Here is a 22,187-nt window from a genome sequence, read left to right as displayed (position 1 = left end):
CATGATCACCAGTCAGGCGGCGCCCGCCGCCCTCAAGATCCTCGTCGCGGGCGGCTTCGGCGTCGGCAAGACCACCCTGGTGGGCGCGGTCAGCGAGGTCGCGCCGCTGCACACCGAGGAGTACATGACGCGGGCCAGCATCGGCGTCGACGACCTCGCCGGGGTCGGCGACAAGGAGACCACCACGGTCGCGCTGGACTTCGGACGCATCACGATCAACGACGACCTGGTCGTCTACCTCTTCGGCACACCGGGCCAGGAACGCTTCTGGTTCATGTGGAACGACCTGGTCCACGGGGCGCTCGGCGGTGTGGTCATCGCCGACACCCGCCGCCTGGACAGCAGTTTCGCCTCGATCGACTTCTTCGAGAGCCGGCGCATCCCGTTCGTGGTGGCCATCAACTGCTTCCACGGCCGCAACACCCGTACGCCCGACGAGATCAGGGCGGCCCTCGACCTCGACCCGCACGTGCCGCTGCTCATCGGCGACGTCCGCGAGCGCGCCTACGGCAAGGAGACGCTGCTCGCCCTGGTCGACCACCTGCACCGCCTGAACGCGCCGGCCGCCTGACCCCCTCGCACGCCCGCCCCCTCCTCCCGACACCCTCCCGGAGACCTGACATGGCCCCACAGCTGCGCGTCCTCGTTCACGGCGGCGGCATCGGCGGACTCACCCTCGCCACCGCGCTGGCCCGGCGCGGCCACACCGTGGAGGTCGCCGAACTCCGCGGCGAGCTGGAGGCGCTGGGCGTGGGCATCATCCAGCCGTCCAACGCGCTGCACGTGATGCGGGAGATCGGCGTGCTCGACGAGTGCCTGGCGGCCGGGTTCGCGTGGGAGGTCCTGACCATCGCCGACCCGGCGGGCACGACGCTGGCCCGCGTCCCGCAGCCCCGCATGGGCGACGTTCCCCCCGGCAACGGCATCCCCCGCCCGGCGCTCGCCCGGGTGCTCGGTGCCGCTGCCGTGGCGGCCGGCGCGAGGATACGGTTCTCCGCCACGGTCACGGACCTCACCGACGACGGCTCCGGCGTCGACGTCACCCTCTCGGACGGCTCCTCGGGCCGCTGGGACCTGGTGGTCGGCTTCGACGGCATCGGCTCCCCGCTGCGCACCCGCCTGTACGGCGACCGCTTCACCCCCGAGTACACCGGCTTCGCCAACTGGCGGGTCACGGTGCCGCGTCTGCCGCAGGTGCGCGGGGTGGTGATGGCCACCGCGGGGCAGGAGGCGAAGGCGCTGCTCACGCCCATCACGGACGACTCGATGTACCTGGGCGCGGTGTTCGCGGAGGACCCCGGCTTCCGGCCGGACCCGGAGCGCGCGCACGAGCAGCTGGCCGGGCGGCTGACGATGTTCTCCGGTCCGGTCGCCGAGGCGCTCGCCACCGCCACCGATCCCGCGGCCGTCGTGTACTCCCGGATCTCCCAGGTGACCGTGGACGCGCCCTGGCACGTGGGCCGGGTGGTGCTGGCCGGTGACGCCGCCCACGCGAGCGCCCCGCAGCTCGCGCAGGGCGCGGCGATGGCCGTCGAGGACGCGGTCGTGCTCGCCGAGTCGCTGGACGCGCACGGCGAGGTCCCGGCGGCCCTCGCCGCCTGGGAGGAGCGGCGGCGGCCCCGCGCCCTGTGGGTGCAGGCCCTGTCCCGCGCGGTGCTCAAGCAGGAGACGGGCGGCGCGACGACCCCCGAGGAGGACGAACTCCTCGCGATCGGCGTCCCCGGCGCCGCCCACGCCCTGGTCCAGCCCTACTGACCGGCGGCGGCGGGGGGTGTCAGACGGCGGTGCCGCCGCCCCCGGCCGCCGGGCCCCGGTCCTCCAGGTAGCGGGTGTGGGACTCCTGGCGGCGGGACTCCGTCTCGCGGAGGACCTCCGCCAGCCGTTCGGCCTCCGTGCGCAGCAGGCCGAGCTGGCGCACGAGATGGCGTTCGGGGGAGGTCCCGCCGGGCGCCATCCGGGTCCACCACCGGGTCCGTACGTAGCTGTCGACGGCTTCCGGCAGGTCCCGGCGGACCGTGCGGGCCAGCACGTGCACGCCCTCCGGGTCCTGGGCGAGGAGTTCGCCGCTCCAGCCGGGGTCGAGCAGCGCGGCCAGCAGCTCCGTCAGCCCGTCGAGCGCGCCGGCCGCGTCCGGCGGCAGGTCGACGTCCGCGAGGTAGGCCCGTAGGGCGGTGAGGTCGGCGCGCACCTCGTCGAGCTGCTCGGACGGGCTGGGGAAGGCGGGCGGCGCCGGACGCTCCGGCGGGGCGACCAGCGCGCCCGCCCCGTACAGCCCGGCCACCACGACCGGCCAGTACGGTCCCGCCACCCCGGTGAACGTCAGCACCAGCCCCGCGAGTCCGCCCGCGCTCCCGGCGAGGTTCTTGCGGGACTCCAGGTACGCCATCGCCCTACTGGTAGCCACGGATCTCCTCGAAGGCGCCGTCGAGCGAGCCCCGCCCGTCGAAGAGCCGGCCGCCGGTCAGCTCGGCGATGCCCTCCAGCTCCGTGCGGTCGGAGTCGCCGAACAGGATCGGGAAGACGGGGATGTCCCGCCGTTCGCCGGTCAGGCCCCGGTGGAAGGAGGTGAAGTCGGCGGGCCCGTCGCCCGCGGTGTTCTCGCCGTCCGTCATCAGCACGACCGAGGTGAAGGCGTCCCCGCCGTCGCCGAGGTGGTCGTACGCCGTGCGCAGCGACGTGTAGATCGCGGTCTCGCCCTCGGCCGTGAGCCGGGCGGTGTCGGCGCGGATCGCGGACAGTCCCGCCTGCGGGTCCTCGGGCCGCACGACATGGGTGCGCACGCTCTTGACGGCCGAGCCGAACGGCATCAGCGTGACCTCCTCGCGGTCGCGGAAGTCGCTGGTGAGGCCGGTGAGGGCCTGCTTGAGCCGGTCCAGGCGGTCGCCCTCCATCGACCCGGACGTGTCGAGGACGTACACCGTCCGCGAGGGGCGGCGCAGCTCGTTCTCGTAGGCGTCGAGCAGCCCGTCGGCGACGGAACGGCTGCCCGGGAACGGCAGTTCGCGTCGCCGGTCCGTGTCCAGCCCGGCGGCGGGCGGCACCGAGGCGACGACCGGGCGGCGGTGCGTGTGGTCGGTGATCAGCCGCTGCACGGCGTCCGTGCGCAGCGCCTCGGTGACCCGGCGCACGTCCTCGCGGGCGGCGGGGCCGGTGGAGGCGAGGGAGGAGAGCGGGTAGTCGGCGGTGACCACGCCGTCCTTCGGACGGATCACGGTCAGGTTCTTGAACCCTTCGAGCACCGACTCGTAGTTGAGCAGCGCGTCGACGTCGCCGCGCCGGGCGTACGCGCCCGCCAGCCAGCCCGAGGAGCCCGAGGTCAGCTCCTGGCCCCGGAAGAAGTCCTTCATCCGCGGTGCCGCCTTCGCCACGTCCGCGTCGGTGAGCGCGGACTGGGCGCCGGACAGCGCCGAGGCGACGGCGACCAGCGTGGAGAAACCGGAGTTGGAGCGGGCCGGGTCGGTCATGCCGTAGGTGAGCCGCCCGTCCCGCACGGCCCGCTCGACCTGCGCCCAGGTGACGTCGTCCGGCGTCCAGCCCAGCTTCTCCACGGTGGCCGGCCGGACGCCGACGGCGACCGGGCTGGACATCACCGGTGTCTCGGAGACGACCTTCGCGGCCGCCTCGGGGCGCAGCCGCAGATAGTCGTTGGAGGACAGCCACACGGCGTCGTAGCGGCCGTCCGTCTTCCCCGTGGCCAGCATGTCCACCGCGTCGAGGGTGCCGATGTACGTCGGCCGGAGCGTGACCCCGGTGTCCTTCTCGACCCGCTCGAAGACCGGTGTCATGTCGCTGAGTTCGCTGGAGGCGAGCACCCGCAGGGTGCCCGGCTCGGCGGCGTGGGGGTCCTCGTCCCGCTCCGGTGCGGCGGTGCACGCGCTCAGCAGCGCCGCGGTGGCGGCGAGCAGCGCGGTCAGGGTCCGTCGTCTCATCCGAGGCCTCCTTCCAGCGCGCCCTGCGACCGGCTGCGCTCCAGGTACGTGCTCGCGTGCCGGAGTTCGGAGGTCAGGTTCTCCACCGTCGCCGCCATCGCCTCGGTCGCCTGCACCTTGTAGGTGTCGATGGCGTCGAGGGTGCGGTAGATCTGCTGGAACGCGGAGCGCAGGGTCTCCGCGCCGACCGCCGGGTCGGCGGCGATCCGCTGGATCTCCCCGCCCTGCGTGGCCAGCATCTCCGCGTTGCCCCGGATCAGGTCCTCGGTGGTGCCGCGCAGCGCGTCGACCTGCTCGACGACCTTCTTCTGGTGGTCGAGCGCGGACGCCAGCATCACGGAGATCCGCAGCGCCGACACGGTGGTGGTGGCCGCCCGGTCCACGCCCTTGATCAGCTCGTCGTTGTTGCGGCGTACGACGTCCATGGCGAGGTAGCCCTGCGCGCACACCGCGAGCTGGGTGAGCAGGTCCTGGTGCTTCTGCCGGACGGGGAAGAGGACGTCGGCGCGGAGCGAGTCGGCCTGCGCGGGGTCGGTGGCGCCGACGTCCGCGATGTGCGTCTCGACCGCGGTGTCCAGGGCCCCGGTCAGCACCACGTACTCCTGGAGCTTGCCCATGGTCTCCCACAGGCGGACCCGTTCGGTCTGGAGCGCGGCGTTGTCGCGGCGCAGTTCGTCCTGGCCGCCCCGCAGGGAGCCCACGATGCCGTTCAGGGTGCTCTGCGCGGAGGCGTACTTGGCGACGTGGTCGCGCAGCCGGTTGCCGCCCGGCAGCCGGGACAGGAGCTTGCGGCCCTTGCCCGCGGGCAGGTCCCGCGGGTCCAGGTCCTCGACCACGCGCCGCAGTTCGACCAGCGAGCCGGCCACCTTGGACTGGGCGTCGCCGCCCTTGTCCGGCAGGCTGCGGACCGTGCGGTCCAGCATGCGGTTGGACTGCGCGGCCGCGGCGCGCATCTCACCGGCCCCCAGCGCCGTGATCTCGCCGACCTTCCCGGCGAACTCGGGCGAGCGGGCGTCCAGCGCGGCCAGGCCCTCGACGTACGCGGCGGCCCTGGCGGTCATGTCGGCGCGGACCTGCTCGTCGACCGGCACGAGTCCGCCGGCCCTCTCCCGCGGCACGGGCGTCACGGCCTCGGGCGGCGTGAGGATGAAGTCGCCGTCTGTGGTGCTCACTTGGTGGTGCCCCCCTTATCCGCGCGCCCGTCGCGCCAGTTCGTGCAGCACCGCGGAGGTGGGCACGGGCGCCTGGCGGACGCCGGTCAGTCGCTGCTTGAGATAGGCGGTGCGGCCCACGGCGGCCGCCGCGAACTCGGCGACGTCGCCCTGCGGGCGGAAACCGTGCCGGACGGCCAGCCTCCGCAGGGTCGGGTCGCTGCCGAGGAGGTCGGCGACCTCCCGGCCGGCCCCGGTGAGCGGGACCACCGTGTGGTCACTGTTGACCGTGGTGTCCGGGTAGAGGACGACGAGGTCGTCGGCGTTCTGCTGCTCCTCCAGGAGTGTGGCGACCTGGGACTCGTAGACCAGGACGAGCGGGTTGCCGGCCCCGCTGACGAAGTCCCGGAACGCGGCGTCCGTGCTGGACTGCTGGGCGCCCTGGACACTGACCAGCTTGCGCAGCAGGGGAGTGGTGCGCCCGACCTCGGCGTCACTCGCCACCACCTTGCCGCCGTTGGCGACGTAGGAGGCGGCGGCCAGGTACAGCGCACCTGAGTTGGAGGTCTCCGGGTCGGTGCTGGAGATGTAGAGGGTGCCGGTCAGCTCCCCGTACTTCTCGGCCCCGTCGAGCTGCTGCCAGGTGCGGTCGCGCCCGGCCGCGTCGAGGTAGGCGCCCATCCTCAGCGTGCCCGGGTTCTTCCCGTCGAGTACCACCAGCCCGTTCGCGGCGAGCACCTCGGCGGCACCGCGGCGGGACACGACGACGAGCGGCGAGTAGAACGGGCGCGGCAGGATGCCCCGCACCCCGTGCTTCTCGGCCAGTTCGGCGGCGGGTGCCCGGCTGGACGGGAACGCCAGGTCGTACCCGGCGAGGTCCAGCCCTTCCATGGCCCAGGACCCGGAGGTCTCGGCCTCGACGGTGTAGCCCTTGGCGGCGAGGGCCTTCACCACGTCGGGATCGGCGAAGAACTCGGCCTTCTCCGATCCGATCACCATCCGCACGGTCTTCGTTGCCGTGCCCGTCTCCCCGCTGTCCCGGCCCGCGACGACGGCGGCCACCACGCCACCGATCAGCAGGACCGCGAGGACGATTCCCACGATGCGTCTCACGTGCGGAGCATCCCGCCGGAATCCAACGTTCCCCGGCGGGCCCGGTGAACGGACGGTGTCCGCGTGATACCGGTACGCAACAGGAATCAGCCACTCCGCCCGTCAGGGCGGGTTCGGCCCGGTCCTGGACGGCCGAGCACCGGCACCGGTACGCGGGACGGCTGCCGCGCCGGCCGGGACCCCGCGGCGGGCGTACGTCCTCAGGACGGCGTGCCGTAGCTCTGGTACCAGTGGACGTCGAAGTGGCGGGCCGTCGAGAACGGGTGGCCCGGGTCCGTGAGCAGGCGGTGCACGAACTCGCCGGTCGAGCCGTCGAACCGCCGCCACGAGTCGGGGACGTCCTCCTGCGCCAGCACGGGCCACCTGTCCGGGTCGGGACCGTCGGTGAGCCAGTACACCTGGTCCGCCTGCTCGGTGCCCGCCCACTGGAGCACCCCGCCGGGAGCCGGGTACACCGGGTACGGCTCCCAGAGTCCGCCGCCCCGCGTACGGGCCCACTCGCCCAGCCACTCGGTGTGCCGCACGATGTCCGAGCCGGCGGAGGGCGCGTCGGGGACCTGGAGGCGCAGGAAACCGTCGAAGGCGCCCTCCCCGCCGAAGATCTCGACGAGCCGCTTGTAGTCGCCCGGCAGCGCGGTCCCGAGCCGGGCCTCGACCGCCGCCCAGTCGACCGTACGCACCCGGGGCGTGTCCCATCCGGTGACGGCGACGATCCGCTCCACCCAGGACGCCGGCTCCGGCATGCCCGCCGCCGGATCCTCCCGTGCCGCGACGAGCACCACGGGCCGGACGTCACCGTCCGCGGCCCGTGCCGTACCGCAGCCGATCCACCGGTCCCCGTACGCCCACGCCCGCATCTCGACGACCCGCCCGCCGAACGGCGTCAGGAGCGGCAGCCCGCTCCGCGCGCTCGCCGCCGGGTCGACGGACCCGCCCGCGACGAGGCCGCGCGGCTCCCCGAACCGGGAGCCGACCGCCTCCTGAAGGTCCGGCAGACCGACCCCCGCCGGCGGCACCAGGCACGTGTGCCCCGGGGAGTGCCCCCTCGTCCCGCACACCGGCTCGCCCGCCCGCTGGGCGGTCAGCCGGTGCACGGCCGACAGCAGCTCCGGCACACCCGGCTTCTCCATGACGTCCATGGCCGCCATTCAAACGGACGCGACCGACACCGGCCCACGTCCCGGGGCCCCGCTCCCTTCCCCCGCCCGCGCTGCCAGCTCGCACCACACGGTCTTGCCGTCGGGCCCCTGCGCCACGCCCCACCTCAGCGTCAGCGCCTCGAGCAGCGCGAGCCCCCGCCCCGACTCGTCCTCGTCGGCCACCGCCGCCCGCAGCACGGGCAGCGCGCGCGGGTCGGGATCGGTCACCTCCAGGCGCGTCCGTCCGTCACCGTCCCGCAGGACGCGGACGGTGACGGGAACCCCCTCGCCGAGGTGCTGGATCACGTTGGTGACCAGTTCACTCGCGCACAGCTGGACGTCGGTGCCGTACGCGCGCAGCGCCCGCCGCACGCCGGACACCTCGGCCGGGGTCGCGAGCAGCTCCAGCGTCGTCACCGGCCGCATCACTCGGCCCCCTTGCGGAGAGCGGCCGTCAGGGCCTGGGCGGTCAGCAGGTTGCAGTTGCCGAGCGTGATCAGCGGGCGGGTCGGGCAGCGGGAGGCGAAGAGCGGCAGGTCGACGCCGAGGGACGGCAGCGTGATGCCGTGCGCGGCGAGCGCCGCCCGCAGTTCCTCGGCGCAGGCGTCGGCTTCGGAGGGGCTGTGCATGGGTGGTTCACACCTTCCAGTGCGCTGTGTGACGAACTGCTCACACTGTGCCGCCGGTCGGCGTAGCGTGACAGCACTTCGGCATCCCGGCCCTGAACTGCACGTATGCGGTTCGGGAGTTGGTAGGGGCGGGGGAACGCCGGGGGAGCGGGCGGTAACGGCACACCAAGGACGGTGAACGATGGGGCAGCGCAAGGACATCGACGGATCGACGGGCGTCCCGACCTTCTACGGCAGCGAGTTGCGCTGGAAACGGGAGGAGGCGGGACTCACCCTCCAGCAGCTCGTCGAGGGCAGCTTCTACGGCCCGAGCCACCTCAGCGAGATCGAACGCGGCACGCGCCGCATGCCGGCGGAACTCGCCGAGCACGTGGACCGCGTGCTCGGCACGGACGGGTTCTTCCGGCGGCGGTGCGAGGACGTGCGGAGGGCGAAACGGCGGGGGCACGCCAGTTACTTCGAGCGGGTGCTGGAGGCGGAGAAGCACGCGGAGACCATTGAGGAGTGGTCTCCGACGCTGATCCCGGGGTTGTTGCAGACGGATGCGTACGCGCGGGCGGTGACCCGGTCGGCGCATCCACTGGCGCCGGACGAGGAGGTGGAGGAGAAGGTGTCCGCCAGGCTTACGCGGGCCCGGCTGTTCGAGGACAACCACAAGACGCCGGAATACTGGGTGATCCTCCCCGAGTCGCTGCTGCGTCAGCCGATCCTGCCGCCGGAGCAGAACGCCGAACAGTGGCAGCGCGTCACGGAACTGGCGCGGCGCCACCGAATCGTCACTCAGATCCTTCCGTGGAACTGCGGCCCGCACCCGCTCATGCTGGGCACGGCCATGGTCATGACCTTCTCCGATGCCCCACCCCTGGTCTACACGGAGTCGCAGTACAGCGGCGACACCATCGACGATCCGGCCCTCGTGAAGCAGTACCGCAAGGCATACGATCGGCTCAGGGCCGCCGCACTGCCTCTGGAGGCGTCCCTGGCCCTGATTGAGCGAGCGGCTGAGGATGACAGAAATGGCAAGCAATGGAACTGACTTGAGCATGGCCGTCTGGCGCAAGAGCAGCTACAGCAACGGAACGGGCGGCGACTGCCTGGAGGTCGCCGAGGACTTCCCCGGCGCCGCCCGCTGGCGCAAGAGCAGCTACAGCAATGGCGACGGCGGCAACTGCGTGGAGGTCTGCGACGCCCACACCGCCGTCGTCCCCGTCCGTGACTCCAAGGTGCCGCACGGCCCGGTGCTGACCGTCACGGCCCCGGCCTGGACGTCGTTCGTCACGTCCCTCAAGGCGGGGCGCACGGACTGACGTCCGCATCCCGCTCCGTGCGCCAGTTGTGAAGCGCGGGTGAATGAACCGGGGTCGTTCGGGGCCGGGGCACAACCCCCGCCCCACCCGGTCCGTCGTGCAAGTGGCCCCCCACGCCTCACCTGTTCTCCGAACTGGAGCCATCTTGCGCACACGCACCTTGGCCGTTGCCCTGGCGGTCGCCTCGGCAGCCGCGGGCCTGTCCCTCACCCTCGCCCCCACGGCGAGCGCGGCCACGTCGGCGGCCGACGACTTCAACGGCGACGGGGTCGCCGACCTGGTCGTCGCCACCCCCAACGCCCCCGCCGACGGCCACATCAACGCGGGTTCGGTCACCGTCCTCTACGGCTCCGCGGACGGTGTCGCGCCCGCCCGCTCGACCACCCTCACCCAGAGTTCCGCGGGCGTCCCCGGCGACGTCCGCTCGCACGACCTGTTCGGCACCACCCACGCCGCCGGCGACCTGGACGCCGACGGCTACACCGACCTCGTCGTCGGCACGCCGGGCGACTCGGTGCCGTACAGCAGCTCCTACGGAACGGTCACCGTGCTGTGGGGCGGCCCCGGCGGCCTGACCGGTGACGGCATCTCGCTGGCCAGCCCGTACGCCACCAGCGAGTGGTCCTCCGAGAAGGACTACGGCAAGAAGGTCGTCGTCGCCGACCTGGACGGCGACGGAATCCCGCAGATAGCCACGCTCAGCCGCACCAACCTGTGGGTGTACGACGACCTGGCGGGCCGCACGGCCCCCACCGACGTGCGGCACTTCGAGAACTACAACAACTACATCCAGCCGCGCACCCTCACCGCGGGCGACTTCACCGGCGCCGGACGCGCGCAGCTCGTCGTCACGGGGCCGGAGAACTGCGGCACGGAGGGCGGCTGCCAGTTCACCGGCGTCTACACCTGGAGCGACAGCGGACTGGAGGAGGTCTGGCTGTCCGACCCGGGCGCGGACGCCACCGGGGCGAACGAGGCGCCGACCGTCTCTACGGCCGCCGGTGACATCGACGGCGACGGCTACGCCGACCTGGTGACCGGTCACGTCCCCGCGTCGGCGACGACCACCGGCGAGTACCCGGACGCGGCGGGCTTCGTCCACGTCCGCCACGGCAGCGCGCAGGGCCTGGGCGCCCAGCGCACCGCCACGTTCGAGGCTCCGGGCGGAAGCCGGGCCGGGGACAACTTCGGCGCGTCGGTCGCGGTCGGCGACGTCACGGGCGACGGTTACGCCGACGTGGCGGCGGGGGCGCCGGGCGCGACGGTGCGAGGCGTGCCGGGGACCGGCGCGACGGTCCTGCTCAAGGGTTCGGCCACCGGCCTGACCGACGCCGGTGCACAGGTGTTCCACCAGGACACCGACGGCGTGCCCGGCACGGCGGTGCGGGACGACTGGTTCGGCTCCGCGGTGGCCCTCACCGACGTGGACGGCGACGGCAGGGCGGACCTCACGGTCGCGGCGAAGGGCGAGGACACCACCGACGGCACGGCGCGCGACGGCGCCGACTGGGTGCTGCGCGGCACGGCCGCCGGCCTGACGACGGCCGGCGCGACCTCCTTCGGCGCGGCGTCCTTCGGCCTCACCTACCCGAACGCCGAGTTCGGCTCGGTCCTCGGCGGCTGACCCCCGCCCGGTGGTCTCCGGGCGCCGGCCCCGGAGACCACCGGCGTCAGTGCTGGTTCACCGACCCGGACGGCGGCGCCCACTCCTCCGCCAGTCCGTCCTCGCTCACCGGCCGGTGTCCGGGGCGGCGTCGAGGACGGTCCGGGTGATCGGCGGACGGTCCCGGAGCGCGAGGAGTTCGTTGGCGAGGTCCAGGACCGGCAGCGGATACCGTTCGCCCTGGACCTCGATGCCGGCCGCCGACAGACTGCCGGGGACCGCGCCCGCGTCGAGCAGGACGCGCCACTCCTCCGGGCCCAGGCTCAGGTACTCCAGGCCCTTCAGCCCGGCGATCTCCAGCGGGTCGGCGAGCGTCCCGGGGTAGGCGCTGAGCGTCCGCAGGCGAGGCAGGCCGACGACGGGGGCCAGACCGAGCGGCGCGCCCTCCCACACGCCGATGCTGAGCACCTCCAGCGCGGGGTGGGCGGCCGCCTCCACACTCCGCAGGGCGCGCATGTTCACGTGGGCCACGGCCGGGCTGTCCTTCTCACGGCCCGTGTACCAGTCGTCGCGGTGGTTGACCACCATGTCGGTGAGGGAGTCGGCACGCAGCGAGGCGCCGATGTTCCGCTCGTGGTCGATCATGATGACCTGCCCGGTGTGTCCGCCCGGCCCGGGCGTCAGGTCGACGGCCACCCGGTCGCCGCCCCCGTTGTCGCCGAAGACGATCCACCCGGGCGACCCGACGAGGCCCTGTACGGCGGCGTCCGGCGCGGTGACGACGGCGTCCTTCGCGGCGAACTGCCAAGGGCAGGGGCGGGAGGCCGCGTCCGCGAGGTACAGGCCGTCCAGGGAGAACACCTCGCAGCCGACCGCGTCATGGACGCGCTCCGCCGCCTCGTAGTCGCCGCCCCAGTCCTGCCACCGCGCCCGGGTCACCCGGTAGAGCGCCTTCAGCTCGTCGGGCAGCGTGACGCCGAGGCGCGCTTCCGCCGCGGCGATCTCCTCCTCGGTGGCACCGATGGCGTCGGGCAGCCGCTCGCGAAGGGTCCGCTCCAGCAGCGCGGGGTCCGCCGACGGCGCCGGCGCAGCGCCCGGCACCTCCTCGGGCAGGCGCCGCCAGGGTTCGGGGACAGCGCCCTCGACCAGGAGCAGCGACCCTATGAAGGGGCTCATGAAACCGGGCTCCACGGCGGGGCCCGACTCGATGACATGGAGCAGGGTCCTCCCGTCCGGCGCCGTCTCCACCATGAACGAGACACCGTTCGCGCCGTCGGCCCCGAGAGCGTCCTGCACACGCTGCACGGCCGCGAACTCGTCCTCCATGTCCTCCACCTGCGCGGCACGCCCCGGCGCGAGGAGCGGTCGCCGCACCGGAACGCTCCAACTGCCGAGGCCGATCTGACCCGTCAGGTAACCACCGGGCGCGGCGAGCTGCTCCGCGTCGGAGGCCCGCACCAGCCGCAGCAGCGGCTCCCAGGTCGCGAGGTCACGTATCGAGGACAAGGTGTTCTCCGGTCGGTCGGTTGCAGGGGACGGGGAGGCAATGGGGGCGCCGCGGGACGGCTCAGCCGCCCGGGAGGCCGTGGATCTCGCGTGATCCTAGGGCCGCCCACTGACATGCGGTGGATGCGGTTGCCGGACGGGGCTCCGGCCGGCCGACGGGTGAGCGATGAGTTCGGGCGGCGGAACGGGTCTGCCCCGGCATGAACCACCTCACCACCACCGTCAACGCCCATGGCATCACCCTGGGCATCGAGTCCTTCGGTGACGACGACGCGCCGCTCGTCCTGCTCGCGGGCGGGACGACGATGCTCTCCTGGCCCGACGCGCTCTGCGCACGCCTCGCCGCCGGCGGGCGCCGCGTGGTGCGCTACGACCTGCGGGACAGCGGGCAGTCGACGACCAGGGACCCGGAGGCGCCCGCCTACACCCTGCGTGACCTCGCCGCCGACGCGGCGGCCCTCGCCGACGCGCTCGGCGGCCGGCCCGCGCACCTCGCCGGGATCGGCGTCGGCGGGATGGTCGCCCAGGTCGCCGCACTCGACCACCCGGACGCGTTCTCGGCGCTCACCCTGGTCGGCACCCGCTCGGTCGCGCCCGGCCCGCCCGACGACGACCTGCCCGACCACGACCGGGCGACGATGGGCCGGCTGTTCGCGCACCCGATGCCCGACTGGAGCGACCGGGAGGCCGTCGCGGACTTCGCCGCCGCCGGCGCGGAAATCCTCGGCGACGACCCCGTCGCCGCACGCGCGACCGCCGCGCGCGTCTGGGACCGCACGCCCGGCACCGCACCGGCGGTCCGGATGGCCAACCAGCTGGGCATGGTGTTCTCCCGGCTCGACTGCACACCCCGCTGGCGCGAGCGCCTGCCCGAGATCAAGGTCCCCACGCTCGTCGTCCACGGCCGCCACGACCGCTTCTTCCCCGTCGGCAACGCCGAGGCGATCGCCCGCGAGATCCCCGCGGCACGGCTGCTCGTCGTCGAGGACGCCGCCACGGCGATCCCCGATGCGGCGATCGACGCCGTGACCGGGGCGATGCTCACGCTCGGACAGCGAACGGCGGGCGGGTGACCCACGGGCCCGGCAGTGAGCGCGGAGCACGCCGGCTGGGGCCGGTCAATGGCGGCCCGGCTCGAACGTCGGGTCAAGGCCGTACTGCGCGATTCCGAAAGGCTTGAAATCCTCGTCCGCAAGGACCCGGTAGAGGAATTCGGAAGTCGACATGTCATAGGTGCGCCACTCGCCGACGTCACCTCGGACGAGAACGGAGTACTGGCCAGGATTCCGCGCGTCCACAAGCCAGGCGTATTCATCGGCCCATTCGGTTGCCGCCCACACGATGACACCCTTTCCTCCCGGCGTGTACTCCGGGTACGGACCGCTCTCCACAGGAATGGGAAGGGGTGCTCGCCACGGCAGGAGAAGATTGAAATGGGAGCCTTCCATGCTGCCGAGAAAGGCGACGGAATCACAGAAGGTGCCTCCGCCGAAAGCTTCACACAGCTCCTTGAAGTCCGCAGGCAGAGGAATCTGAAGCTCTTCCTCGACCGCTGTCCAGTCGACGGAGTGCGCCGACGGCTCCCAGCAGGTGAACTCGAGCATACGTTCCACCCACATGTGTAGACCTTTCACAGAAGGGCGGGTGCAGGCGGACATCAGGATCGATGTCCGCCTGCACCCCTGGTGATCCAGCATGTACGTCACCGGACCGGCGGGCCGCTCGGCCAGGGTGATGTTCTCCTTCACCCGGCCCGGACCGACCTCGTGGGACAGGTCGGCACCGCCGGCCGCGTCCTTGTAGGTGACCGTCGAGCCCTTGGCCTCCGGCTTCAGGGAGCCGCGCGCCCCCTCCAGGCCGAGGGTGACCGACCGGCCCCCGTCGCCGTCTCGAAACGCAGCAGCCGGTCCGGGTCCGAACCGAACCAGCTGCGGCCGGTGTTGCTCTTGTTGGACTGCTCGACACCGAGGACGAGCCGGAACCGCCCGCGACACGGACCGCCGCCGTGACGTACGAAGTCACCGGCGACGGTCCGGCCGAGATCTCCTACCTCGGCCAGGACGCCGAACTGCCCTGGAAGCACACCGTCCAGGTGCCGCTGGGCAAGGCCCACCGTGGCCGTCCTCCTCGGGGAGGAGGGCGGACAGGCCGCCTGCACACTCGCCGTCCGCGGCAGGCACGTCCAGCGCGCCACGGCCTTGGGCGAGTTCGGACGGGCGACCTGCGCGGCCCGGCAACTCGCCGGCGACGGCTGAGCGCCACCGTCACGCCACGCACCGCCGCGCCGCCGCGCCACCGGAAATATGCCGTGATACGCGATCGTGCCGTGTAGTCTCCCGATCTTGCACGACCGAACGGCTGTTCCCTGTTCCGTCAGTGGGGGGCGGCCGTCCAGACGGTCGCCAACACAGCCTGTGGGGGGCACAGTTGAAGACAGCACGACGTTCCGCGCGCACCAGACGTCTCGCGGCCACGCTGGCCGCCGCCGCGCTCGCCGCCGGCGGCCTGACCGTCGCGGCCGCGCCCGCCGCGCACGCGGCGGCCTCCGACCTCGTCGCCAAGCTGCCGATCACCTCGTTCTCGGCGCTCGCGGTCGACTCCGCGCACCAGCGGGTGTACGTCGCCGACAGCAATCTCGGCTACTACGAGAACAAGGGACTCATCGCGGTCTACGACTTCTCCGGAGAGCGGATCACCACCCTCACCACCACGCGCCACATCTCCGGCCTCGCGCTGAACGCCGACGGCAGCGTTCTCCACGCGGGCGGCCGCGACGGGATCCTGCGCTACGACACCACCACGTACGCCGCGCTCCAGGGGGGTGTGGCCGGCACGGACACCTGCGGGCGCAGCATGGCCTTCGCGGGCGGCAAGCCGTACCACACGACGCCGTACGCCAACTCCATGGCGGAGTGCGACACGACGCTCACCTACCTGGACAACAACCAGGCGGACAACACCTGGCAGCGCACCGGCTGGCAGGACTACGGCAAGCTCCAGCTCGAGGCCGGTCCCGGTGACCGCATGATGATGGGCCAGCCGTCGAACACCAGGGCCGCCGACCCGTTCCTCGCCGTGTTCGACGCGAGCGGGACGACCCTGGTGCGCACCGCCGGCCGCCGCTTCGCCGACGGCGAGGGCAAGGGCGCCATGAACCTCAAGGACATGGCGTTCTCCCCGGACGGCGGCAAGGTCGCCGTCGCCGACGCGGCCGCCGGCACCCGGCTGCTGAACACCGCCGACCTGTCCGACACCGCGACCGGCTACCCGGCGCTGCCCGCCGGCTCCGTCGCCTCCGCCGTCGCCTTCAGCGGCGACGGCAAGTACCTCGCGCGCGGCGCCTCGGCCTCCGGCTCGACGCCCGACCTGCTGCTCTCGCCCGCCGACCCGGCGGACGCGACCGCGCCGCTGGAGTTCGCCTTCGAGGGCAGCCTCGACGGCGACCGGGTCGCGCCGCGCGGCCTGGAGTGGTCGGCCGACGGTTCCCGGCTGTTCGCGGTCACCACCAACACCGCCGGCAACCAGTACTGGCTGCACGTGGTCCAGCCCCCGGCCGCCCAGTACGACGCCCGCTTCACCGGCGGCCTGTCCCACAGCCCCGCCCAGGCCGTCGCGGGCGAGCCGCTGGCGGTGCGAGGAAAGCTGGAGCTGGACGGCCCGGCCCCGGCCGAGCCGCTGAAGGTCACGGCGACCCGCACCGACGCGAACGGCACGCACGAGCTGGGCACCACCACCGTCAAGGCGGACGGCACCTTCACCGTGCTCGACGAGCCGGACCTGGTCGGCGACGCCACGTACACCGTGTCGTTCCTCGGCGACCTGACCCACCGCCCGGCCACCGACGTCACGCACACCGTGTCCGTCGGCAGGGCGGCCAGCTCGATCGCGCTCACCGCCCCGGCGGAGGCGTCGATGAGCAGCGGTGTCCGGATCACCGGGACGTTCGCCGCGCAGGGCAAGGCGCTGCCGGAGCGGGCCGTGCTCAAGGTGGAGCGCGCCGACCGGCTCGGCGCCGGCACGCTGTCGTCGGTGACCGTGGCCGCGGACGGCACCTTCGTCATCGACGACCTGCCGCGCACCCGGGGCGAGACGACCTACACGGTCGGCTGGACCGGCGACGGCCTGCACGAGGGGTCCACCGCGTCGGCGACCCTCCGCGTCACCCGCTGACCTCACGCGAAACGCCGACGGGGCACTCCGGGCGTGCTGCCCGGGGTGCCCCGTCGGCGCGGGGGACGGGGATGTGTGGCGCCCGGTCCGCGCGTCGCTGCGGGTGCGCGCGGACCGGGGCCGTTCGGGGGGAGCCCGGTGGGGGCTCAGTGGGACGCGAGGGCGCGCGGCTGAAGGGCCGCGGTGTGCGCGTCCATCCGTTCGGCGGCGAGGATCGCCGCCGACGTGTCGGCACGGGAGGCGGCGACGACCAGGGCGCGGCCCGCCAGGGCGTGAGCCCGGCGGTGCAGGGCGGCCGCGCTCGGCTCGCGGCCCCCCGTGGGCGCCGCCGCGCGGGCCGGCGGACGGCCTCCCCGCAGGCGGGCGACCTGCTCGGCGAGCCGCTCGGCGGCGGTGTCCAGGTCGGCGGTGGGAGCCACCGCGCGCAGCTCGTCGGTCACGGCGAGCAGCGCGGCGAGATGGCCCGCGAGCTGGATGTCCAGCTCTTCCTCACGGGTGCGGTGCGGGAAGTCGTCAGGGGTGCGGGCCATCGTGCTGTGGACCGACTTGGTGCGGATCGGCTCGTACATGGTGGATGGCCTCCTGGGTGCTGACAGGAAGCCATCCTAGCTTAGATTTCGTCTAAAGTTGAGTCGCTGACAAGATCGGACGGTTGGTCGCGGTTGTCAGGGCTGGCTGTAGCCGTCCAGGAAGCGTCCGATCCGGCCCACCGCGTCCCGCAGGTCCGTGACCGACGGCAGGGTGACGACCCGGAAGTGGTCCGGCTCCGGCCAGTTGAAGCCGGTGCCCTGGACGACCATGATCTTCTCGCGGCGCAGCAGGTCCAGGACCATCCGCCGGTCGTCCTTGATCTTGAAGACATCGGGGTCGAGGCGCGGGAAGAGGTACAGCGCCCCCTTCGGCTTCACACAGCTCACGCCCGGGATCTGGGTCAGCAGCTCGTACGCCGCGTCCCGCTGCTCGCGCAGCCGGCCGCCCGGCAGCACCAGGTCGCTGATCGTCTGGCGTCCGCTGAGCGCGGCGACCACCCCGTGCTGGCCCGGCATGTTCGCGCACAGGCGCATGTTCGCCAGGATCGTCAGGCCCTCGATGTAGGAGTCGGCGTGCGCGCGCGGACCCGAGATCGCCATCCAGCCCACCCGGTAGCCGGCCACCCGGTACGCCTTCGACATGCCGTTGAAGGTGAGGGTGAGCAGATCGGGGGCGACGGAGGCGGTGGGGATGTGCCGCGCGTCGTCGTAGAGGATCTTGTCGTAGATCTCGTCGGAGCAGACCAGCAGGTTGTGGCGGCGGGCGATGTCCGTCAGGCCCTTGATGACCTCCTCGTCGTAGACCGCGCCGGTCGGGTTGTTCGGGTTGATGATGACGATCGCCTTGGTGCGGTCGGTGACCTTGCGCTCCACGTCGGCGAGGTCCGGCATCCAGTCGGACTGCTCGTCGCAGCGGTAGTGCACCGGCGTGCCGCCGGAGAGCGAGACGGCGGCCGTCCACAGCGGGTAGTCCGGCGCGGGGACCAGCACCTCGTCGCCGTCGTCCAGCAGGCCCTGCATCGCCATCACGATCAGCTCGGAGACGCCGTTGCCGATGAAGACGTGCTCGACGTCCGTCTCGATGCCGAGGGTCTGGTTGTGCATCACGACCGCCCGGCGCGCGGCCAGCAGGCCCTTCGCGTCGCCGTAGCCGTGCGCCGACGACACGTTGCGGAGGATGTCCTCCAGGATCTCGGGCGGACACTCGAAGCCGAAGGCGGCCGGGTTGCCGGTGTTCAGCTTGAGGATGCGGTGACCGGCCGCTTCCAGCCGCATCGCCTCCTCGAGCACCGGGCCCCGGATCTCGTAACAGACGTTGGCGAGCTTGGTCGACTGGATCACCTGCATGCAGGGAGCTTACGACCCGGTATTGCCCTTCGGGCCGTGTTTTCCGACACGTGAGACGCGACGGTTCGTGTGGTTATGTCCGCGCGCTGTCCCAGGAGCCCCTCTCGTCCCTACAATGCGCCGCCATGTCCAGGCCACAGCGGTACGCCGATGGGGGGAACGACACGCCGGGTCCCCAGGGGACGCCGAACGTGTACCTCCCCCAGAACACCCCACCCCCGGCGTACGACGCGTACGCCGACCCGGCGGCCGCCCACGGCTGGCAGAACGCCTACGACGAGACCCGCGAACTCCCGCGCTACGGGACCACCGGACCGGGGCCCGGGGACGGCGGCGGCGCCGGGAGCGGGGGCGGGGGCGCCGGGTATGAGGGCGCGGGTCCGGTGGGCGGCGGCGCCGGGTACGGGGCTGTGGCCCCGGCGGACGGCGGCGCGGCGTACGCGGCGGGCGGGGGCGGTGCGGCCCGCGCGGTGGGAGGCGGCGCGGTGGGAGACGTCCCGGCAGGAGGCGGTGAGGACGGTGCCGTCGGCCGGTCCGCCGGTGGGCGGGCGCGGCACGGATCCGCCCGGGGCGGCAGGCGCCGGGCGGCGCCCCGGCGTCCGGGGCGCGCGGCGGTGGCCGTGGGTGCCGTGGGCGCGGTGTCGGTCGTGGCGCTGATCGCCGGATTCGCCCTCTCGGGCTCGCCGTCCGGCGGTGCCGAGGGCGGCGACGGCCGGACGGGGACGACGGCCGGGGAGCCCGGGGCGTCCTCCGCGAGCGCCGGGGCGTCCACCCCGGCCGGGGATCCGGCCGGCGGTGACGCCCCCGCGACCGGCCCCGGCACCCCGAGCGCGGGCGCCTCCGGACCGGAGCCGTCGGCCGGCGGCGGACCGGCCGACGAGCCGTCGTCCGCGACCTCGGCCGCTGCCTCCATCACCTCCACACCGACCCTCCCCACGGCGGCCCCCACCGCGTCCACGGCCCCGGGCCACCCTGGTCCGGGTGACACCGACGACCGGCCGGGCCGGGGCCAGGGCCCGAAGTGGTCCCGGTAGCGCGACCCGCCAGGCACGCCCCGGAAGGCGCGTCCCGGCAAAAGCTACCGGCCGGAAACAAGTCCTTGCCCCCTCACCGTCCCCGTGCTGACAATGCGCATGACAATTCTGTGGGCGTCCGGAGGATTTCCGGTCGCCCGTCGTCGCATTGAGGGGACCCCCATGAGAAAACCTCTCGTCGTCGCGCTCTGCGCCCTGGCGTTGGCCGGGGCGGGCGCGACCCCCGCGGTCGCCGCCGCGCCTTCCCCCACGGGCGCGGACACGACCACGGGCGCGGGCCCGACCACGTTGACGGACGTCGTCAACGACACGGTCGGCACCGCGGCGGACACGCTGAACGGCCTCACCGCGCCCCGGGCGGGCGCGGTGAACTTCGCCGGCACCGTCTCGCTCAGCAACTGCTCCGGCTCCGTCGTCCGCATGCCCGACTCGGCGGCCGACGACCCGGCGCTCGTGCTCACCAACGGCCACTGCCTGGAGAGCGGCTTCCCGGCGCCCGGCCAGGTCCTCGTCGACCGGGCGTCCAGCCGCACCTTCGGGCTGCTGAACTCCTCCGGCTCCAAGGTCGCCACCCTGCGCGCCGACCGGCTGCTGTACGCGACCATGACCGACACGGACGCGGCGGTCTACCGGCTCGGCACCACGTACGCGCAGATCAAGAGCGCGTACGGCATCGACGCGCTGACGCTCGCCGACACCCACCCCCAGGCCGGGACCGCCATCAGCGTGGTCTCCGGCTACTGGAAGCGGATCTACAGCTGCTCCATCGACGGGTTCGCGTACCGCATGAAGGAGGGCGACTGGACCTGGAAGGACTCGGTCCGTTACACCCCCGAGTGCGACACCATCGGCGGCACCTCCGGTTCGCCGGTCGTCGACGACGCCACCGGCACGGTGGTCGCCGTCAACAACACCGGCAACGAGGACGGCCAGCGCTGCACGGTCAACAACCCGTGCGAGGTCGACCAGAACGGCAACGTGACGGTCCGCCAGGGCATCAACTACGCCCAGCAGACCTACCAGTTCCCCGCCTGCTTCGGCGTGGACAACAAGCTCGAACTGAGCGCGAGCGGCTGCGTCCTGCCCAAGCCGTAACGGCTCCGCGCGCGGCGGGCGGTCAGCGGGGCGTCCCGCGGACCGCCCGCCCCGCCAGCACGTCCGTGCGCCGCCCGTCCTCGATCACGAACCGCCCGTCGACCAGCACGTGCGGGACACCCGTCGGGAGCGTCCGGGGCTGCTCGAAGGTCGACCCCGCCGCCACCGTCGCCGGGTCGAACAGCACCAGGTCGGCCTTGTACCCCTCGCGCACCAGCCCCCGGTCCGCCAGCCGCAGCCGCGCCGCCGGACGCGAGGTCAGATGCGCGACGCACTCCTCCAGCGACAGCACCCCCAGCTCCCGCACGTAGTGGCCGAGGTAGTGCGGGAAGGTTCCGTAGGCGCGCGGATGCGGCTTCGCGCCCTGGAGGATGCCGTCCGAGCCGCCGGTGTGCACCCGGTGCCGCATGATCGCCCGCACGTTCTCCTCGTGCCCGACGTGCTGGAGGATCGTCGGGGCGAGCCGGTCCTTCAGCAGCAGTTCCCGCGCCACCGCCCAGGGGCTCCCGCCGCGCGCCCGCGCCGACTCCAGGACCGTACGGCCCACGTACTCACCCAGCGCGGGGTCGCCGACGCCCGAGATCTCGATGGTCTCCCACTCCACCGGCACGCCGTGGCAGCCGTCCGAGCCGGTGACCTCCAGGTGGTGCCGGATCCGCTCGGCGGTCCCCTCGTCCGCGAGCCGCCGCAGGATCTCCTCCGGGCCGCCCTCGCTCGCCCAGCTCGGCAGCAGCGCCACCAGGGTGGTGCAGCCGGGGGTGTAGGGGTAGGTGTCGAGGCTGATGTCGGCGCCCGCGTCCAGCGCCTCGTCCAGCAGCGCCAGCAGCTCGGGCGCCCGGCCCCGGTTCACGCCGAAGTTCATCGTGGCGTGCGCCAGGTGCAGCGGGCAGCCCGCCTCCCGGGTGAGCGCCACCATCTCCTCGTACGCCTCCAGGGCGCCCGCGCCGTAGGAGCGGTGGTGCGGGCAGTAGTAGCCGCCGTACGACGCCACCACCCGGCACAGCTCGGTCAGTTCGGCGTCCTTGGCGTACATGCCCGGCGTGTACGTCAGCCCCGACGACATGCCGACCGCGCCCTGTTCCATGCCCTCCGCGACCAGCTGCCGCATCCGGTCCAGCTCGGCGGGCGTGGCCTCCCGGTCCTCCCAGCCGACGGCGAGCGCGCGGACCGTGCCCTGCGGGATCAGGTACGCGGCGTTGACCGCGATGCCCCGGTCCAGCCGGTCCAGGTACTCGCCCACCGACCGCCAGTCGAAGTCGATGTCGTCGCCCGAACCGTTCCAGCCGGCGATCGCCCGGCGCACCTCGCCGAGCGTGCGGTCGTCGACCGGCGCGTACGACAGCCCGTCCTGGCCGAGCACTTCGAGGGTGACGCCCTGCGCGGCCTTGGCGCTGTGGTCGGGGTCGCGCAGCAGCGCCAGATCGCTGTGGGCGTGCATGTCGATGAAACCGGGGGCCAGCACCAGCCCCTCGGCGTCCAGTTCACGGCGGGCCGTCGGGCGCTGGCAGCCCGCGTCCGCCGCCTCCTTCACGATGGAGACGATCCGTCCGCCGTCCACGACCACGTCCGCGCGGTACGAGGGGGCGCCGGAGCCGTCCACGACGTCCGCGTCCCGGATGACGAGCTCTTCCATG

23 protein-coding genes are annotated in these 22,187 nt (G+C 73.2%); 10 read left to right on the top strand and 13 right to left on the bottom strand.

The genetic code is table 11. From position 1 onward, the window contains the following. The first annotated feature begins 1 nt into the window (after position 1). Positions 2-571 (top strand): GTP-binding protein, encoded by a 570-nt coding sequence (locus tag FHX78_RS12500; protein WP_145867529.1) that lies wholly within the window; start codon positions 2-4, stop codon positions 569-571. Positions 572-621: 50 nt separating this feature from the next. Further along, positions 622-1,755 (top strand): FAD-dependent monooxygenase, encoded by a 1,134-nt coding sequence (locus tag FHX78_RS12495; RefSeq protein WP_145867528.1) that lies wholly within the window; start codon positions 622-624, stop codon positions 1,753-1,755. A 19-nt stretch (positions 1,756-1,774) separates the two neighbouring features. On the opposite strand, the gene FHX78_RS12490 is transcribed toward FHX78_RS12495, so the two are convergent. The 7 genes from FHX78_RS12490 to FHX78_RS12460 form a co-directional block, all read right to left on the bottom strand. Further along, entirely contained in the window at positions 1,775-2,404 is a 630-nt protein-coding gene (locus tag FHX78_RS12490; RefSeq protein ID WP_189908516.1) for a hypothetical protein, read from the bottom strand. Then, a complete protein-coding gene (locus FHX78_RS12485) occupies positions 2,391-3,929 on the bottom strand; it encodes a substrate-binding and vWA domain-containing protein (RefSeq protein ID WP_145867527.1) in 1,539 nt (512 codons plus the stop codon). Before FHX78_RS12485 ends, FHX78_RS12490 begins: the two co-directional genes overlap by 14 nt. Beyond that, positions 3,926-5,101 (bottom strand): toxic anion resistance protein, encoded by a 1,176-nt coding sequence (locus FHX78_RS12480; protein WP_145867526.1) that lies wholly within the window; start codon positions 5,099-5,101, stop codon positions 3,926-3,928. Before FHX78_RS12480 ends, FHX78_RS12485 begins: the two co-directional genes overlap by 4 nt. 15 nt (positions 5,102-5,116) lie before the next feature. Beyond that, entirely contained in the window at positions 5,117-6,193 is a 1,077-nt protein-coding gene (locus FHX78_RS12475; RefSeq protein ID WP_145867525.1) for a substrate-binding domain-containing protein, read from the bottom strand. Positions 6,194-6,393: 200 nt separating this feature from the next. Then, a complete protein-coding gene (locus FHX78_RS12470) occupies positions 6,394-7,332 on the bottom strand; it encodes an SMI1/KNR4 family protein (protein ID WP_229923842.1) in 939 nt (312 codons plus the stop codon). A gap of 9 nt (positions 7,333-7,341) precedes the next feature. Beyond that, positions 7,342-7,758, bottom strand: coding sequence for an ATP-binding protein (locus FHX78_RS12465; RefSeq protein WP_145867524.1), 417 nt, complete (start codon positions 7,756-7,758; stop codon positions 7,342-7,344). Further along, on the bottom strand, positions 7,758-7,961 hold the full coding sequence (locus FHX78_RS12460; RefSeq protein ID WP_145867523.1) for a hypothetical protein: 204 nt from the start codon (positions 7,959-7,961) through the stop codon (positions 7,758-7,760). The genes FHX78_RS12465 and FHX78_RS12460 overlap by 1 nt, the downstream gene beginning before the upstream one ends. A gap of 181 nt (positions 7,962-8,142) precedes the next feature. Here FHX78_RS12460 and FHX78_RS12455 point away from each other — a divergent pair, with 181 nt between their 5' ends. The 3 genes from FHX78_RS12455 to FHX78_RS12445 all read left to right on the top strand — a co-directional run bounded on the left by FHX78_RS12455 (position 8,143) and on the right by FHX78_RS12445 (position 10,892). After that, the gene (locus FHX78_RS12455) at positions 8,143-8,997 is read left to right on the top strand and encodes a helix-turn-helix domain-containing protein (RefSeq protein WP_145867522.1); all 855 of its coding nucleotides are present in this window, start codon (positions 8,143-8,145) and stop codon (positions 8,995-8,997) included. Continuing rightward, positions 8,978-9,268 carry a DUF397 domain-containing protein gene (locus FHX78_RS12450; protein WP_145867521.1) on the top strand — a complete coding sequence of 97 codons (291 nt, stop codon included), beginning with the start codon at positions 8,978-8,980 and terminating at the stop codon, positions 9,266-9,268. Before FHX78_RS12455 ends, FHX78_RS12450 begins: the two co-directional genes overlap by 20 nt. A gap of 145 nt (positions 9,269-9,413) precedes the next feature. Further along, positions 9,414-10,892 (top strand): FG-GAP and VCBS repeat-containing protein, encoded by a 1,479-nt coding sequence (locus FHX78_RS12445; RefSeq protein WP_167531747.1) that lies wholly within the window; start codon positions 9,414-9,416, stop codon positions 10,890-10,892. 105 nt (positions 10,893-10,997) lie between these two features. Here the strand turns inward: FHX78_RS12445 and FHX78_RS12440 are convergent, their stop codons facing one another. After that, on the bottom strand, positions 10,998-12,377 hold the full coding sequence (locus tag FHX78_RS12440) for an SMI1/KNR4 family protein (protein ID WP_145867519.1): 1,380 nt from the start codon (positions 12,375-12,377) through the stop codon (positions 10,998-11,000). Between the two features lie 200 nt (positions 12,378-12,577). On the opposite strand from FHX78_RS12440, the gene FHX78_RS12435 reads away from it, so the two are divergent. Then, positions 12,578-13,450, top strand: a complete 873-nt coding sequence (locus FHX78_RS12435) for an alpha/beta fold hydrolase (protein ID WP_145867518.1) — start codon at positions 12,578-12,580, stop codon at positions 13,448-13,450. A gap of 45 nt (positions 13,451-13,495) precedes the next feature. On the opposite strand, the gene FHX78_RS12430 is transcribed toward FHX78_RS12435, so the two are convergent. Both FHX78_RS12430 and FHX78_RS37430 read right to left on the bottom strand, forming a co-directional pair. Next, positions 13,496-14,125: an SMI1/KNR4 family protein gene (locus FHX78_RS12430; RefSeq protein ID WP_145867517.1), complete on the bottom strand. Its 630-nt coding sequence runs from the start codon at positions 14,123-14,125 to the stop codon at positions 13,496-13,498. An 83-nt stretch (positions 14,126-14,208) separates the two neighbouring features. Continuing rightward, a complete protein-coding gene (locus FHX78_RS37430) occupies positions 14,209-14,490 on the bottom strand; it encodes a hypothetical protein (RefSeq protein WP_229923843.1) in 282 nt (93 codons plus the stop codon). Position 14,491: 1 nt separating this feature from the next. On the opposite strand from FHX78_RS37430, the gene FHX78_RS37425 reads away from it, so the two are divergent. Both FHX78_RS37425 and FHX78_RS12420 read left to right on the top strand, forming a co-directional pair. Then, positions 14,492-14,632 carry a hypothetical protein gene (locus FHX78_RS37425; RefSeq protein WP_229923844.1) on the top strand — a complete coding sequence of 47 codons (141 nt, stop codon included), beginning with the start codon at positions 14,492-14,494 and terminating at the stop codon, positions 14,630-14,632. Positions 14,633-14,804: 172 nt separating this feature from the next. Continuing rightward, entirely contained in the window at positions 14,805-16,547 is a 1,743-nt protein-coding gene (locus tag FHX78_RS12420) for a WD40 repeat domain-containing protein (protein WP_229923845.1), read from the top strand. A 146-nt stretch (positions 16,548-16,693) separates the two neighbouring features. Here the strand turns inward: FHX78_RS12420 and FHX78_RS12415 are convergent, their stop codons facing one another. Beyond that, the gene (locus FHX78_RS12415; protein ID WP_145867516.1) at positions 16,694-17,116 is read right to left on the bottom strand and encodes an SCO4983 family protein; all 423 of its coding nucleotides are present in this window, start codon (positions 17,114-17,116) and stop codon (positions 16,694-16,696) included. A gap of 96 nt (positions 17,117-17,212) precedes the next feature. Further along, entirely contained in the window at positions 17,213-18,424 is a 1,212-nt protein-coding gene (locus FHX78_RS12410; RefSeq protein WP_145867515.1) for a pyridoxal phosphate-dependent aminotransferase, read from the bottom strand. A gap of 125 nt (positions 18,425-18,549) precedes the next feature. Here FHX78_RS12410 and FHX78_RS12405 point away from each other — a divergent pair, with 125 nt between their 5' ends. After that, positions 18,550-19,458, top strand: a complete 909-nt coding sequence (locus FHX78_RS12405) for a hypothetical protein (RefSeq protein ID WP_145867514.1) — start codon at positions 18,550-18,552, stop codon at positions 19,456-19,458. A 162-nt stretch (positions 19,459-19,620) separates the two neighbouring features. Further along, complete coding sequence (locus tag FHX78_RS12400) at positions 19,621-20,553, top strand: trypsin-like serine peptidase (protein WP_145867513.1); 933 nt, start codon at positions 19,621-19,623, stop codon at positions 20,551-20,553. Positions 20,554-20,575: 22 nt separating this feature from the next. Here FHX78_RS12400 and FHX78_RS12395 read toward each other — a convergent pair whose 3' ends face one another. Then, a complete protein-coding gene (locus FHX78_RS12395; protein ID WP_145867512.1) occupies positions 20,576-22,186 on the bottom strand; it encodes an N-acyl-D-amino-acid deacylase family protein in 1,611 nt (536 codons plus the stop codon). Position 22,187 lies beyond the last annotated feature (1 nt).

Source organism: Streptomyces capillispiralis, from assembly GCF_007829875.1.
Classification (GTDB): Bacteria; Actinomycetota; Actinomycetes; order Streptomycetales; family Streptomycetaceae; genus Streptomyces; species Streptomyces capillispiralis.
Note: the sequence above shows the minus strand (reverse complement) of the source record. Positions and strands in the feature narration are given on the sequence as shown.